This is a genomic window from Paracoccus hibiscisoli (genome assembly GCF_005048265.1).
GTDB classification, from domain to species: Bacteria; Pseudomonadota; Alphaproteobacteria; order Rhodobacterales; family Rhodobacteraceae; genus Paracoccus; species Paracoccus hibiscisoli.
Map to the genome: position 1 here is coordinate 45,290 of NZ_SUNH01000003.1, position 13,031 is coordinate 58,320.

Genomic DNA, 13,031 nt, shown 5'->3' on the forward strand with positions numbered 1-13,031 from the left:
GCGCCGAAAAACCCTGTCAAAGCCGTGACTTTGCCCCCGCGAAGGCCTATATCAGGACAAGACGAACAGAAAGCCCGACGCATGACCGACACCGCTGCCCAACCCGCTTTGTACGACGCCGATTCCATCAAGGTTCTCAAGGGTTTGGACGCCGTGCGAAAGCGGCCCGGCATGTATATCGGCGATACCGACGACGGGTCGGGCCTGCATCACATGGTCTATGAGGTCGTCGATAACGGCATCGACGAGGTTCTGGCCGGTCACGCGGACTTCGTGCAGGTCAAGATCCATGCCGACAGCAGCGTCAGCGTGCGCGACAATGGCCGCGGCATCCCCGTCGACATGCACGCCGGAGAGGGCGTCAGCGCCGCCGAGGTCATCATGACCCAGCTGCATGCGGGCGGAAAGTTCGACCAGAACAGCTACAAGGTGTCGGGCGGTCTGCACGGTGTGGGCGTGTCGGTGGTGAACGCGCTGTCCGACTGGCTGGAGCTGCGCATCTGGCGCAACGACAAGGAACATTACGTTCGCTTTGAACGCGGCGACACGGTCAAGTCGCTGGTCGTCGTGGGCGACGCGCCGGGCGAAAGCGGGACAGAGGTGCGGTTCCTGGCATCGGCCAAGACCACCCACCCCGAGGGCACGTTCAGCAACCTGGACTACAGCTTCAAGACGCTGGAGAACCGCCTGCGCGAGTTGGCCTTCCTCAACAGCGGCGTGCGCATCATCCTGGAGGATGAGCGCCACGCCGAAGTCCAAAAGACCGAGCTGTTCTACGAGGGCGGCGTCAAGGAGTTCGTCAAATACCTGGACCGGTCCAAGGCCTCGGTCATGCCGCAGCCGATCTTCATCACCGGAGAGAAGAACGGCATCGGCGTCGAGGTCGCGATGTGGTGGAACGACAGCTATCACGAGACGGTGCTGCCCTTCACCAACAACATCCCGCAGCGCGATGGCGGCACGCATATGGCCGGTTTCCGGGGCGCGCTGACCCGCGTGATCGGCAAATATGCCCAGGACAGTGGCATCGCGAAGAAGGAAAAGGTCGATTTCACCGGCGATGACGCGCGCGAGGGTCTGACCTGCGTGCTGTCCGTCAAGGTGCCCGATCCGAAATTCTCCAGCCAGACCAAGGACAAACTGGTCTCCAGTGAGGTTCGCCCGGCGGTCGAGGGGCTGGTCGGCGAAAAGCTGGCCGAATGGTTCGAGGAGAACCCGACCGAGGCCCGCCAGATCGTCGGCAAGATCATCGAGGCCGCACTGGCCCGCGAGGCCGCGCGCAAGGCCCGCGAGCTGACGCGACGCAAAACCGCGATGGACGTGGCCTCCCTGCCCGGCAAACTGGCGGATTGCCAGGAAAAGGACCCCGCCCTGTCCGAACTGTTCATCGTCGAGGGCGACTCGGCCGGTGGGTCGGCGAAACAGGGCCGCTCGCGTCAGAACCAGGCCGTCCTGCCGCTGCGCGGCAAGATCCTGAACGTGGAACGCGCGCGCTTTGACCGGATGCTGGGCAGCGACCAGATCGGCACGCTGATCACCGCGCTTGGCACCGGGATTGGGCGCGACGAGTTCAGCCTGAAGAAGCTGCGCTACCACAAGATCGTCATCATGACCGACGCCGACGTGGACGGTGCGCATATCCGCACGCTGCTGCTGACCTTCTTCTTCCGGCAGATGCCGGAGCTGATCGAAGGCGGGCACCTGTATATCGCGCAGCCGCCGCTGTACAAGGTCGGCCGGGGTCGGTCCGAGGTGTATCTGAAGAACGAGGCCGCGCTGGAGGATTACCTGATCCAGCAGGGCGCCGAGGGCGCGACCCTGCGCCTGGATTCGGGCGAGGACATCACCGGCAACGACCTGACCCGTGTGGTCGAGGAGGCCCGCCAGGCGCGGCGCTATCTGCGCGCCTATCCGACGCATTACCCGCCCCACATCACCGAACAGGCCGCCATCGCGGGCGCGCTGGTGCCGGGGCGGATCGACCAGGACGCGCAGGGCGTGGCCAGCGATATCGCCGCGCGCCTGGACCTGATCGCCGAGGAATACGAGCGTGGCTGGCAGGGCCGTCCGACCCAGGACGCCGGCATCCGCCTGTCGCGGACGCTTCGCGGCGTCGAGGAGGCGCGTGTGCTGGACGGCCAGATGCTGCGCAGCGGCGAAAGCCGCCGTCTGGGAGAGATGACCCAAGGGCTGCAGGACATCTATGCCCGCCCCGCGCGCCTGATCCGCAAGGACCGCGACCAGCCGATCCACGGCCCCCTGGGCCTGCTGCAGGCGGTGTTCCTGGAGGGCGAAAAGGGCCTGTCGCTGCAACGCTACAAGGGTCTGGGCGAGATGAACCCCGAACAGCTGTGGGAAACCACGCTGGACCCCGTCGCGCGCACCATGCTGCAGGTCCGCATTGAAGACGTGGCCGAGGCCGAGGATCTGTTCACCAAGCTGATGGGCGATGTGGTCGAACCGCGCCGCGAGTTCATCCAGCAGAACGCCCTCAACGTGGAAAATCTGGACACCTGATCCGGGGCTTGTTGCCCAAACATCACGTCCCATGCGCCGATTCGATGGCAGGCTGCCGGTCTGCCTGCTGTTTGAATTGCGCAAAGCCCGTGCTTCTGCTTTGAACAGCGCGATCTTTACCTTGTAAGGCCGCGCTGCCGCGGTCCTAGATTTCAGGAGTTCCTCCATGCGTGCTGCCATCCCTGCATCCCTGTTCTCGGCCGCCGTAATCGTCGGAGCGGGCACCGCCATGGCCGGCGGCGTCGTCGGTCCCGTCGTCGAAGCATCCTCCGTCCAGGTCGCCCCCGTCATGGGCGCATGGGAAGGCGCCTATGCTGGCGGATCGCTCGGCTACATCCTGGGCACCGATGACGAGGTTAGTCTGGCCGCGATCCAAGATGGTGAGCAGATCGCGCGCTTTACGAACCTCGGCGATGTCGGCGTTTTAGGTGCGACCGTCGGCCTGCATGGCGGCTATCGCTGGCAGCGCAACAACTGGGTGTTCGGCCCTGAATTGGGCATCGAGTTCGGCTCGGTCGATGAAACCATCAGCTTCCGGGACCCCGTTGATCTTTTCGAGGTGGAAAGCAAGATGAACAATATCATTACGCTGGTACTGAAGACGGGCTACGAGATCAGCCCCGGTACGTTGGTCTATGGCACGTTCGGTGTCGCCAGAGGTGATTTCGATTATACGCTGACCCGCAGTGGCAATTCGGTGACCGAGAGCTTCGACGCAGTCGGCATCGCCGCCGGCTTTGGCGCTGAGCGCATGATTAATGAACGGACATCGATCTTCGCCGAATATCAGTACCGCGATTTTGGCAACGAGTCTGTTAGCTTCGACGCTGGCGTAGGAAACTCGCTCGATACACTGGCCAGCATGTCGATGAGCACCGTCAAGGTCGGCGCGAACTTCAAGTTCTGATCCTCCGCATCACCGCATGACAGGGCCGGCCGCCATGCGCGCCGGCCCTTTCTCATGCGGCCCCGGCCCGTCGCCCCTGCCCCACCGGCACAGGCAGCGCCCGCGCCCCGCAGGCGATGGCGATGCCCTTGGGCACCAGCGCCTGCAGCGCCCTGTCCGTGACCTCCAGCCCGCCGGTATAGGCACCAAAGGCCGGCAGGATCAGGTGGTCGCGCCCGACCAGAAAGCAGCGCCGCCGCTGGCCGGCCAGCCGGATGCAGGGGTGGAAATGGCCCGACACGTCCGGCCCCGTGCCCGCCTCATGGCGCAGGATCAGGCCGTCGCTCAGCTGCTCCAGACTGGCGCCCGGCAGGCGCGGGCAGACAGCAGCAGGGTCGTGATTGCCGCTGACCCAGATCCAGCGCCGCCCCTGCGCCATGGCGCGCAGCCGGTCGCAGATGTCGTCGGGCAGCGCCCGGCCGGCCGCATCGTCGTCGAACCCGTCGCCCAGGCTGACGACCACCGCCGGGTCGGTGGCGGCAATCTCGGCCTCCAGCCGGTCCAGCGTCGCCAGCGTCTCATAGGGGGGCAGCAGGGCGCCGCCCCGCCGTGCCATCCGTTCGGATTTGCCCAGGTGCAGGTCGGCCACGATCAGCCAGCGGCGGGCGGGCCAGAACAGCGCGCCCGATGCCCGTGCCTCCAGCGCCTGTCCGTCGAAATCGAAGGGGTGGAACGTCACGAAAGCCCTGCCTCTGCCATCAATGCCGCCGCCTCGGCCTCGGCCATGCGCTCGCGTCCTTGGCCCGCGATGGGCACGCGGCCCAGCTCCAGCATCAGCGGCGCGGCGAGCGGCGAGACCCGCTGCAACATGCGGTGGTCCAAGCGGTCGGTACGCCCCAGCATCTCCTCGATCCGGCCGAAATCCACAAGCCCCCGGCTGGCCTCGGCGGCAGTGATGCGCAGCATCAGGTGGTCGGGGTCGTATTTGCGCAGCGTGTCATACAGGATGTCGCTGGAAAAGGTCGCCTGCCGCCCCGATTTGCGCGCGCCGGGCAGGTTGCGCTGGATCAGGCCCGCGATGGTGGCCACGGTGCGAAAGCTGCGCTTCATCACCGCATTGCTGGCCAGCCAGTCGCCCAGACCCTCGCGCAGGCCATCGCGGTCCAGCAGCGGCGCGGGGTCAGTCACGGGGTCCAGCGACCAGATCAGCAACGCGTAATCGGTGGCCAGGAACCCCAGGGGGGCCAGCCCCGCCTCCTCCATCAGCCGCGTCATCAGCAGGCCCAGGGTCTGCAGCGCATTGCGCCCGGCAAAGCCATAGACCGCCAGATGCCAGCGGCCCTGATGGGGAAAGGCCTCGGTCAAGAGCGTGCCGGGACGCGGCAGCGCGCTGACCCGTGCCTGCAGCGCCAGCCAGTCGCGCGTGTCGGCGGGCAGGCCCGCATGCGCCGCCGGGTCGCCGACCAGCGCCAGAACCCGGTGCGACAGCTGCGTCGATGTGGCCAGCTTCATGCCGGAGAACGTGGCGATGCGCGGTTCCTTGGAGGGCTGCTTCGTGACCTCGACCACCATCTCGCGCAGCGCATCGTATCGCACCGTCTGCCCGCCGATCAGGAAGGTGTCGCCCGGTGCAAGGGTCGCGGCAAAGCTTTCCTCGACCTCGCCCAGAGGGGCGCCGCCGCGCCCGCGATAGCGGACCTTGAGCATCTCGGCCTCGACGATGGTGCCGATGTTCATGCGCAGGTTGCGCGCCGCGCGCGGGTCGCGCAGGCGCCACAGCCCATCGCGTTCCATCAGCCGCTGCCAGCGGTCATAGGCCCGCAGCGCATAGCCGCCGGTGGCCGCAAATTCCAGGCAGGCGTCGAAATCGGCGCGGGTCAGGTCGCGATAGGGCCCCGCCGTGCGGACCTCCGCGAACAGCGCATCGGCGTCGAAGGGCCCCGCGCAGGCGGTCAGCAGGATATGCTGGCACAGCACGTCCAGCGGCCCCGGCCCCCGGTCGTCGCCGTCCAGATCGCGTTCGCGCACCGCTTGCAGGGCGGCGACGCATTCGATGACCTCAAAGCGGTTGGCGGGCACGATCCGCGCCCGCGACGGCGCGTTATAGCGGTGGTTGGCCCGCCCGATCCGCTGGACCAGCCGCTTGACGTTGCGCGGCGCGCCGACCTGGATCACCAGATCCACCGCGCCCCAGTCGATGCCCAGATCCAAGGACCCGGTCGCCACCACGGCGCGCAAGTCGCCTGCGGCCATCGCGGCCTCGGTCCGGGCGCGGGCCTCGCGCGACAGGCTGCCGTGATGCAGGCCGATGGGCAGGTTCGCGTCATTCGCGGCCCACAGCGCCTGAAAGAACAGCTCGGCCTGGGCGCGGGTGTTGATGAAGATGATCGTGGTCGTGGCCTGCGCCACCGCCTCCAGCACGTCGGGCACCGCGTAATGCCCACCCGCGCCCGCCCAGGGCGGCGCCTTGGCGGTGGGCAGCATGGCGATGTCGGGATCGGGGCCGGGATCGGCATGGATGACCGTGGCGCCGCCCATGAAGCGGGCCAGCCGCGACGGGTCCTCCACCGTGGCCGACAGCCCGGTGACCTGCAGGTCGGGGGCCAGCGCGCGCAGTCGCGACAAGGCCAGCATCAGCTGATCGCCGCGCTTGTTCTCGGCAAGGGCGTGCAGCTCGTCCAGCACCACCCGGCGCAGGCCGCCAAAGATTGCAGGCGCCTGTTCATAGGACAGCATCAAGGCCAGCGATTCCGGTGTGGTCAGCAGGATGTCGGGCGGGTCGACCCGCTGGCGGGCGCGCTGGCTGGCGCGGGTGTCGCCGGTGCGATCCTCGATGCGTATGTCCAGGTCCAGGTCGGCCACCGGGCGCGACAGGTTGCGCGCGATATCCGCCGTCAGCGCCTTGAGCGGCGACACATACAGCGTGTGCATCCCCTTGTGCGGCGCGGTCAGCGCGACCAGCGAGGGCAGGAACCCGGCCAGCGTCTTGCCCCCCCCGGTCGGCGCGATCAGCAGGCTGTCCCCCGTGGCCGCCAGCAGGTCCAGCTGATGCGGATGCGGCTGCCAGCCCTGTCGGGCGAACCAGTCCTGGAACGCGGGGGGCAGCGTCACGGGATCATGTCCTTCAGCGTCTCCAGCCGGTCAGCCTCGGCCGCGGGTTTGTCCCACCGGATGCGGCTGATGCGCGGAAAGCGCATGGCGACGCCGGATTTGTGGCGCGGAGAGGCGTTCAGCCCCTCGAACGCGACCTCCAGCACCAGCTTGGGCGCGACGGACCGGACCGGCCCGAACCGTTCGGTGGTGTTGGTGCGCACGAACCGGTCCAGCTCGCGCAACTCCTCATCGGTAAAGCCGAAATAGGCCTTGCCCACCGGCACCAGCGCCTCCCCGTCCCATAGGCCAAAGGTGAAATCGCTATAGAACCCCGACCGCTTGCCATGCCCGCGCTGCGCATAGAGCATCACCGCGTCGACGACCATCGGGTCCCGCTTCCATTTGAACCAGGGCCCGCGCGGGCGGCCGCCGACATAAGGGCTGTCGCGGCGCTTGATCATCACGCCCTCGATCACGATGCTGGGCGGGTCGGCACGCAAAGCCGCCAGATCGTCCCATGTCGTGAACGGCAGCAGGGGCGAGATGTCGATGCGGTCGCTGCCGAAATCGGCGGTCTCCAGCATGGCGCGGCGGTCCTGATGCGGCAGGTCGCGCAGGTCCTGGCCCTGCCAGATCATCAGGTCATAGACCCGCAGCGCCGCCGGGTGGCTGTTCAGCATGGCGCGCCCGACCACCTTGCGGCCAAGGCGCTTTTGCAGATCGCCAAAGGCCGCCACGTCCGGGCCGCGCCGGACCAGCAGTTCGCCATCGACCGCGCCGTCGAAATTCAGCGCCTCCAGCAGGTCGGGAAAGGCCGCGCCCAGATCCTCCCCGGTGCGCGAATACAGGCGCCGCGTGCCCTGATCGTTGATCGCCTGCACGCGGATGCCGTCCCATTTCCATTCCGCCACATACAGCGCCGGGTCGAACGCCCGCAGCTGATCCAGATCGACGGGCGTCGACAGCATCACCGGACGGAACGGCGCCAGGGCCGCATGTTCGGGCCGCGTGCCGCCCGCGATCCAGTCGAACAGCGGCTGATAGGGGGGCGTCAGGCCGTGCCAGATCTCCTCGATGTCCTTGACCTGCGGCTCACCCATCTCGGCCAGGGCGATGCGGGCCATGCGGGCGGACAGGCCCACACGCATATTGCCGGTCGCCAGCTTGAGGAAGGCAAGCCGCTGCGAGGGCCCAAGCCGGTCCAGCATCGCGGTGATCGCCGCAGGCAGGCCCGCGCGCCCGGTGCCCGACAGCAGGTCCACTGCCTCGCGCAGGGGGACATCCTCGTCGCCATCCGTCTCCCACAGCAGGGCGATCGTCTCGGCCAGATCGCCCACGAAATCATAGGACATCGCGAACAGCTGTTCGTCCACACGCCCCGCCATCAGCCCGCGCAACAGCCCCGGCGTCACCGCCCGCAGCTTCAGATCGCCGGTCAGCGCGGCCAGCGCATAGCCCCGGTCGGGGTCGGGCGTGGCCTGCAGGTAATGGCGCAGCAGGCGCAGCTTGGCGTTGCGCGCCGCGGTGAAGGCCAGCCGTTCCAGCAGATGGGCGAATGCCTTCATTCCGGCTCGTCCTCGTATCCGATCAGGCGCAGCGGGCGCGACGCGATGCCCTGCAGCTCGCACCAGCGCATCAACCCGTCCTCGGTCCCGTGGGTGATCCAGACCTCCTGGGGGGACAGCTCAAGGATGGTCTGCGTGACCTGCGGCCAGTCGACATGGTCGCTGATGACCAGGGGCAGCTCGACCCCGCGCTGGCGGGCGCGGGCGCGCACCGTCATCCAACCTGACGCAAACGCGATCACCGGGTCGTCGAACCGCTGCACCCAGGGGCTGGCAAAGGCCGAGGGCGGACCGATGACCAGCTGCGCCTCCACCGATTTCGCAGTGGCGGGGATCAGCGGGCCCAGGTCGATGCCTTGTTCCACGTGAAAATCGCACAGGCGCTGCAGCGCGCCGTGGATGGCGATGGGGCCGTCGATGCCCGCCTGGCGCGCCAGCGCGATGACCCGCTGTGCCTTGCCCAGGGCATAGGCACCGATCAGGTGGGGGCGTTCGGGGAATTCGGCCATGCTGGCGATCAGCTTGGTCATCTCGGTCAGCGGGTCGGGGTGGCGAAAGACCGGCAGGCCAAAGGTCGCCTCGGTCACGAAGATGTCGCAGGGGACGGGCTCATAGGGCGCGCAGACCGGGTTCGGGGCGCGGCAATAATCGCCGGACACGACGATCTTGGGGCCGCGGTCGGGCATCACCGCGATCTGGGCAGACCCCAGGATGTGGCCTGCGGGGTGAAAGCTGACCTGCACGTCGCCGATGCGCGTCACGCCTTGGGCCGGCTGGCGGCTGGCCGTGAAATCGGCGCCATAGCGGATCGCCATGATGTCCAGCGTCTGTTGCGTGGCCATCACGGCCCCATGGCCCGACCGGGCGTGGTCGGCATGGCCGTGGGTGATCAGCGCGCGGGGCACCGGACGCACCGGGTCGATGTAGAAATCGCCGGGCGGACAGTAAAGCCCGGCCTCGGTCGGGTGCAGGATCTGGTCGGGACGCATGGCACCATCATGGCAAGGGTTCACCCTGGCTCAACGCCGCCCATCGCCGCAGGGGTCCATTCAGCTGGGGGGCGGGCGTTTGACCGGCGGCGCCTTGGACAGCTGCACCGCCAGGATGCCCGCCATGATGATCGCGACCCCGATGACGTCGCCCGCGCCCAGGGCCTCGCCCAGAAACAGGGCGGCGGTGGCCACGCCAAAGAACGGCGTCAGGAAATGGAACGTCGCCGCGCGCACCGCGCCGATGCGCCCCACCAGCAGGAACCAGACCCAGGTCGCCAGCAGCCCCGGCACGATCACCGTGTAAAGGAACGCCCCGACCAGGCGCGGGGTATAGGTGACGTCCCATGTCTCGAACCAGGGGGCAATCACGCCCAGGGTGACGGCACCGACCAGCATCTGCAGGCCCACGATCATCATCACGTTGCCGCCCGAACTGGCGCCGCGCACGGTCAGCGTGGCCACCGCCAGCGCCAGCGCCGCGACAAAGCACATCACGATCCCGGTCGGGTCGCTGCCGCCCTGCAGGCGCGCGCCCATGATGATCGCCACGCCCGCCACGCCCAGGAACAGGCCCGCCACGCCCATGCGGCGCAGACGCTCTCCCATCAGGGACCAGCCCAGAAAGGCCACCAGCAAAGGCATCGTCGCCGCGATGATCGAGGCCAGCCCCGCCTCGATCCACTGCATCGCGGTCCAGTTCAGGCCCAGATACAGCGCGTTCTGGCACAGGCCCAGCACCACCACGGCGCGCCATTGCGCCCGCGTCAGCCCGCGCCAGGACTGTCCCATCGCCCATGCGATCATGACCCCCACCGCCCCCGACAGCGCAAAGCGCAGCGCCAGCGACATCAGCGGCGGCGCCTCGGTCACGATCATCCGGGTCGAGGTGAAGGCCGAGGCCCACATCACCGCAAAGGCCAGCCCCATCAGCAGCGCGCGGATATCCATGTCGGGCCTTTCTTGCATGTGCTGCAAATGGCTAGCAGAGCGTCCCGCCGACGCGCAAGACGCAAAGGAAAGGGGCCGTGCCTGATGGCACGACCCCGTTCCGTCATCGCAGGTTCTGCGGATCAGCTGTTGACGCTGTCCTTCAGGGCCTTGGCGATGGTGACCTTGACCTGCTTGTCAGCGGGCTTGGTCATCATTTCCTGGGTCTGCGGGTTGCGGACCTGACGCTCGGGGCGTGCGCGGCAGGCGATCTTGCCGATGCCGGGCAGGGTCACCGCGCCGCCGCCGGCGACTTCGCGCGTCACGATCGCCACGATCGCGTCCAGCGCCGTCGCGGCCGATTTCTTGTCGGAGCCCATTTCCTCGGCGAGGGTCGCCACCAGCTGGGTCTTGGTCATCGGTTTTGCTGCAGCCGTAGCCATTATCCGTCTCCTCTTGCCCTGTTGCACCGGGCCCACAAATTGCGCCTTTTGCGGCATAACGCCTGCTACACACGGTTTTCACGGGCAGATCAAGCCTTTTTCGCCACACGCGCGAAAACCCGCGTTTGCTGGTGTTTTGCCGCCGCGCTACAAAAAGGCCGTCTCGCTGAAGGATCGCAGCTTGCGCGAATGGATGCGTTCCAGCGGCATGTCGCGCAGCTTTTCCATCGCGCGGATGCCGATCAGCAGGTGGTTGGCGACCTGCGTGCGATAGAAATCGGTGGCCATGCCGGGCAGCTTCAGCTCTCCGTGCAGGGGCTTGTCGCTGACACACAGCAGCGTGCCGTAAGGCACCCGGAACCTGAATCCGTTGGCCGCAATCGTGGCGCTTTCCATGTCCAGCGCGACCGCGCGCGATTGCGACAGGCGGTGGACGGGGCCGGACTGGTCACGCAACTCCCAGTTGCGGTTGTCGATGGTGGCGACGGTGCCGGTGCGCATGATCCGCTTCAGCTCGTATCCGTCCAGCTGGGTGACCTCGGCCACGGCCTCCTGCAGGGCGACCTGCACCTCGGCCAGGGCCGGGATGGGCACCCAGACGGGCAGGTCGTCGTCCAGGACGTGATCCTCGCGCAAGTATGCATGGGCCAGGACGAAATCGCCCAGGGACTGGCTGTTCCTCAGACCCGCGCAATGGCCGACCATCAGCCAGGCATGCGGGCGCAGCACGGCGATATGGTCGGTCGCGGTCTTGGCGTTGGACGGGCCCACGCCGATATTGACCAGCGTGATCCCCTGCCCGTTCGCGCGCTTGAGATGATAGGTCGGCATCTGCGGCATCTTGGACAGGACCGCGACGGGCTGCTGGGGGTCGGTGATCTGCTGGTTGCCGGGCGCGACAAAGGCGGTATAGCCCAGGGCCGGGTCGGACAGGGCGCGCCGGGCATAGGCCTCGAATTCATCGACATAGAACTGATAGTTGGTGAACAGGACAAAGTTCTGGAAATGCTCGGGCGCGGTGGCGGTGTAATGCGCCAGACGCGCCAGCGAATAGTCGACCCGCTGCGCGGTGAACGCCGCCAGATGCTGGCTGCCGTCGGGCATGGTGCCCGCGACGCCGTTCACGATGTCGTCGTTCATGGTGTTCAGGTCAGGGACGTCGAACACGTCGCGCAGGCTGAAATCCAGCACCCCCTCCTGCGGGACGGCCAGATCGCTCTGGGCGGCGACGGCGAAATGCACGGGCATGGGCGTGTCCGACAGGCCGATGCTGACCGGGACGCCGTGATTCTTGATCAGCAGGGCCAGCTGTTCGGTCAGATAGTGCTGGAACAGGTCGGGCCGGGTGATGGTCGCGGCATAGGTGCCCGGCGCCACGACATGGCCAAAGGACAGGCGGCTGTCGATCTTGCCATGCGTGGGCACGACAAGCCGCACCTCGGGGTAGAAGGCGCGATAGCGCGCGGCGGGGGACGCGCCCTCCAGGATGCGGGTGAAATGGCCCAGCAGAAACCCGGTCGCCTGGTCATACAGCGCCCGCAGATGCGCCACGGCAGAGGCCGCGTCGGTGAAATCGCGCCGGGCCTGCGGGGCGGGGGTTTCGGTGGGGAGGAAACGGGCGTCGGTCATCGGTCTGTCCTTCTGGTTGCACCGACCCTGCCAGCGCGGCGGGCGGCAGGCAAGCGTCTGGCGCAGCGCCGCGCGCGCCGTTACGGTGCGGTCATGAAGATGCTCGTTTTCGGACACGGCTACAGCGCCGGCGCCTTGACCCCCCTGCTGACGGCACGGGGATGGGATGTGATCGGCACCACGCGGGACGATCCCGGTCGCGTGGCTGCGGCGGGGGCAACCCCGCTGATCTGGCCGGGGGCCGAGGATGCGCTGCGCGACGCCATCCCCCGGGTCGACGCCATCCTGATCAGCACCGCGCCCACGGATGCGGGCGACCCCGTGCTGGCGGCATTCCGAGACGATCTGGCCCGCGCGCGACCCCGCTGGCTGGGCTATCTGTCCACGACCGGCATCTATGGCGACCGCCAGGGCGGGTGGGTGGACGAGGATTCGGTGCTGGACGGGTCCGGCCCGCGCGGCCAGGCCCGCATCCGCGCCGAGGGTGCGTGGCAGGATCTGGCCCGCGCCCATGACCTGCCGCTGCATATCTTTCGGCTGGCGGGGATTTATGGGCCCGGTCGCGGCCCGTTCCAGAAGGTCCGCGACGGCACCGCGCGCCGCATCATCAAGCCGGGCCAGGTCTTTTCGCGCATCCATGTCGAGGATATCGCCCAGGTGCTGCTGGCCTCCATCGACGCGCCCGCGCCCATCGGCATCTACAATGTCTGCGACGACGACCCGGCCCCGCCCCAGGACGTGATCGCCCATGCGGCCACCCTGCTGCGCCTGCCGCTGCCACCCGCCGTGCCCTTTGATCAGGCGCAGATGTCGCCTATGGCCCGGTCGTTTTACGGCGACAGCAAGCGGGTCCGGAACGACCGGATCAAGCGCGATCTGGGCGTCACGCTGCGCTATCCCGACTATCGCAGCGGGCTGGCCGCGCTGCTGGCGCAGGGGGCGTGAGGCTGCGCGCCGCATTGCCTTTGCCCCCGGCCCG

At 67.8% G+C, this 13,031-nt stretch carries 10 protein-coding genes; 3 read left to right on the plus strand and 7 right to left on the minus strand.

The window, feature by feature from the left end; translation table 11 throughout:
* Nucleotides 1-81: 81 nt before the first annotated feature.
* Complete coding sequence (gyrB, locus tag FA740_RS01220) at nucleotides 82-2,517, plus strand: DNA topoisomerase (ATP-hydrolyzing) subunit B (RefSeq protein ID WP_136854956.1); 2,436 nt, start codon at nucleotides 82-84, stop codon at nucleotides 2,515-2,517.
* Between the two features lie 166 nt (nucleotides 2,518-2,683).
* Nucleotides 2,684-3,424, plus strand: coding sequence for an outer membrane protein (locus FA740_RS01225; protein WP_136854957.1), 741 nt, complete (start codon nucleotides 2,684-2,686; stop codon nucleotides 3,422-3,424).
* A gap of 52 nt (nucleotides 3,425-3,476) precedes the next feature.
* On the opposite strand, the gene pdeM is transcribed toward FA740_RS01225, so the two are convergent.
* From pdeM to FA740_RS01260, 7 genes are all read right to left on the minus strand, one after another.
* Nucleotides 3,477-4,142 carry a ligase-associated DNA damage response endonuclease PdeM gene (gene pdeM, locus FA740_RS01230; protein WP_136854958.1) on the minus strand — a complete coding sequence of 222 codons (666 nt, stop codon included), beginning with the start codon at nucleotides 4,140-4,142 and terminating at the stop codon, nucleotides 3,477-3,479.
* Nucleotides 4,139-6,514 (minus strand): ligase-associated DNA damage response DEXH box helicase, encoded by a 2,376-nt coding sequence (locus tag FA740_RS01235; RefSeq protein ID WP_136854959.1) that lies wholly within the window; start codon nucleotides 6,512-6,514, stop codon nucleotides 4,139-4,141. The genes pdeM and FA740_RS01235 overlap by 4 nt, the downstream gene beginning before the upstream one ends.
* Entirely contained in the window at nucleotides 6,511-8,061 is a 1,551-nt protein-coding gene (locus FA740_RS01240) for a cisplatin damage response ATP-dependent DNA ligase (protein ID WP_136854960.1), read from the minus strand. The genes FA740_RS01235 and FA740_RS01240 overlap by 4 nt, the downstream gene beginning before the upstream one ends.
* Entirely contained in the window at nucleotides 8,058-9,050 is a 993-nt protein-coding gene (locus FA740_RS01245; protein WP_136854961.1) for a ligase-associated DNA damage response exonuclease, read from the minus strand. Before FA740_RS01245 ends, FA740_RS01240 begins: the two co-directional genes overlap by 4 nt.
* 60 nt (nucleotides 9,051-9,110) lie before the next feature.
* Nucleotides 9,111-10,001, minus strand: coding sequence for a DMT family transporter (locus tag FA740_RS01250; protein ID WP_136854962.1), 891 nt, complete (start codon nucleotides 9,999-10,001; stop codon nucleotides 9,111-9,113).
* Nucleotides 10,002-10,123: 122 nt separating this feature from the next.
* Nucleotides 10,124-10,423, minus strand: a complete 300-nt coding sequence (locus tag FA740_RS01255; RefSeq protein WP_136854963.1) for an HU family DNA-binding protein — start codon at nucleotides 10,421-10,423, stop codon at nucleotides 10,124-10,126.
* Nucleotides 10,424-10,570: 147 nt separating this feature from the next.
* Nucleotides 10,571-12,052 (minus strand): AMP nucleosidase, encoded by a 1,482-nt coding sequence (locus FA740_RS01260; RefSeq protein WP_136854964.1) that lies wholly within the window; start codon nucleotides 12,050-12,052, stop codon nucleotides 10,571-10,573.
* 93 nt (nucleotides 12,053-12,145) lie between these two features.
* Between FA740_RS01260 and FA740_RS01265 the strand changes: the two genes are divergently transcribed.
* Entirely contained in the window at nucleotides 12,146-12,997 is an 852-nt protein-coding gene (locus FA740_RS01265; RefSeq protein ID WP_136854965.1) for an SDR family oxidoreductase, read from the plus strand.
* Nucleotides 12,998-13,031 lie beyond the last annotated feature (34 nt).

Coding starts and splice junctions, on each gene's coding strand:
- gyrB (WP_136854956.1), top strand. CDS start 82: ATGACCGACACCGCTGCCCAACCCGCTTTGTACGACGCCGATTCCATC.
- FA740_RS01225 (WP_136854957.1), top strand. CDS start 2,684: ATGCGTGCTGCCATCCCTGCATCCCTGTTCTCGGCCGCCGTAATCGTC.
- FA740_RS01240 (WP_136854960.1), bottom strand. CDS start 8,061: ATGAAGGCATTCGCCCATCTGCTGGAACGGCTGGCCTTCACCGCGGCG.
- FA740_RS01245 (WP_136854961.1), bottom strand. CDS start 9,050: ATGCGTCCCGACCAGATCCTGCACCCGACCGAGGCCGGGCTTTACTGT.
- FA740_RS01250 (WP_136854962.1), bottom strand. CDS start 10,001: ATGGATATCCGCGCGCTGCTGATGGGGCTGGCCTTTGCGGTGATGTGG.
- FA740_RS01255 (WP_136854963.1), bottom strand. CDS start 10,423: ATGGCTACGGCTGCAGCAAAACCGATGACCAAGACCCAGCTGGTGGCG.
- FA740_RS01260 (WP_136854964.1), bottom strand. CDS start 12,052: ATGACCGACGCCCGTTTCCTCCCCACCGAAACCCCCGCCCCGCAGGCC.
- FA740_RS01265 (WP_136854965.1), top strand. CDS start 12,146: ATGAAGATGCTCGTTTTCGGACACGGCTACAGCGCCGGCGCCTTGACC.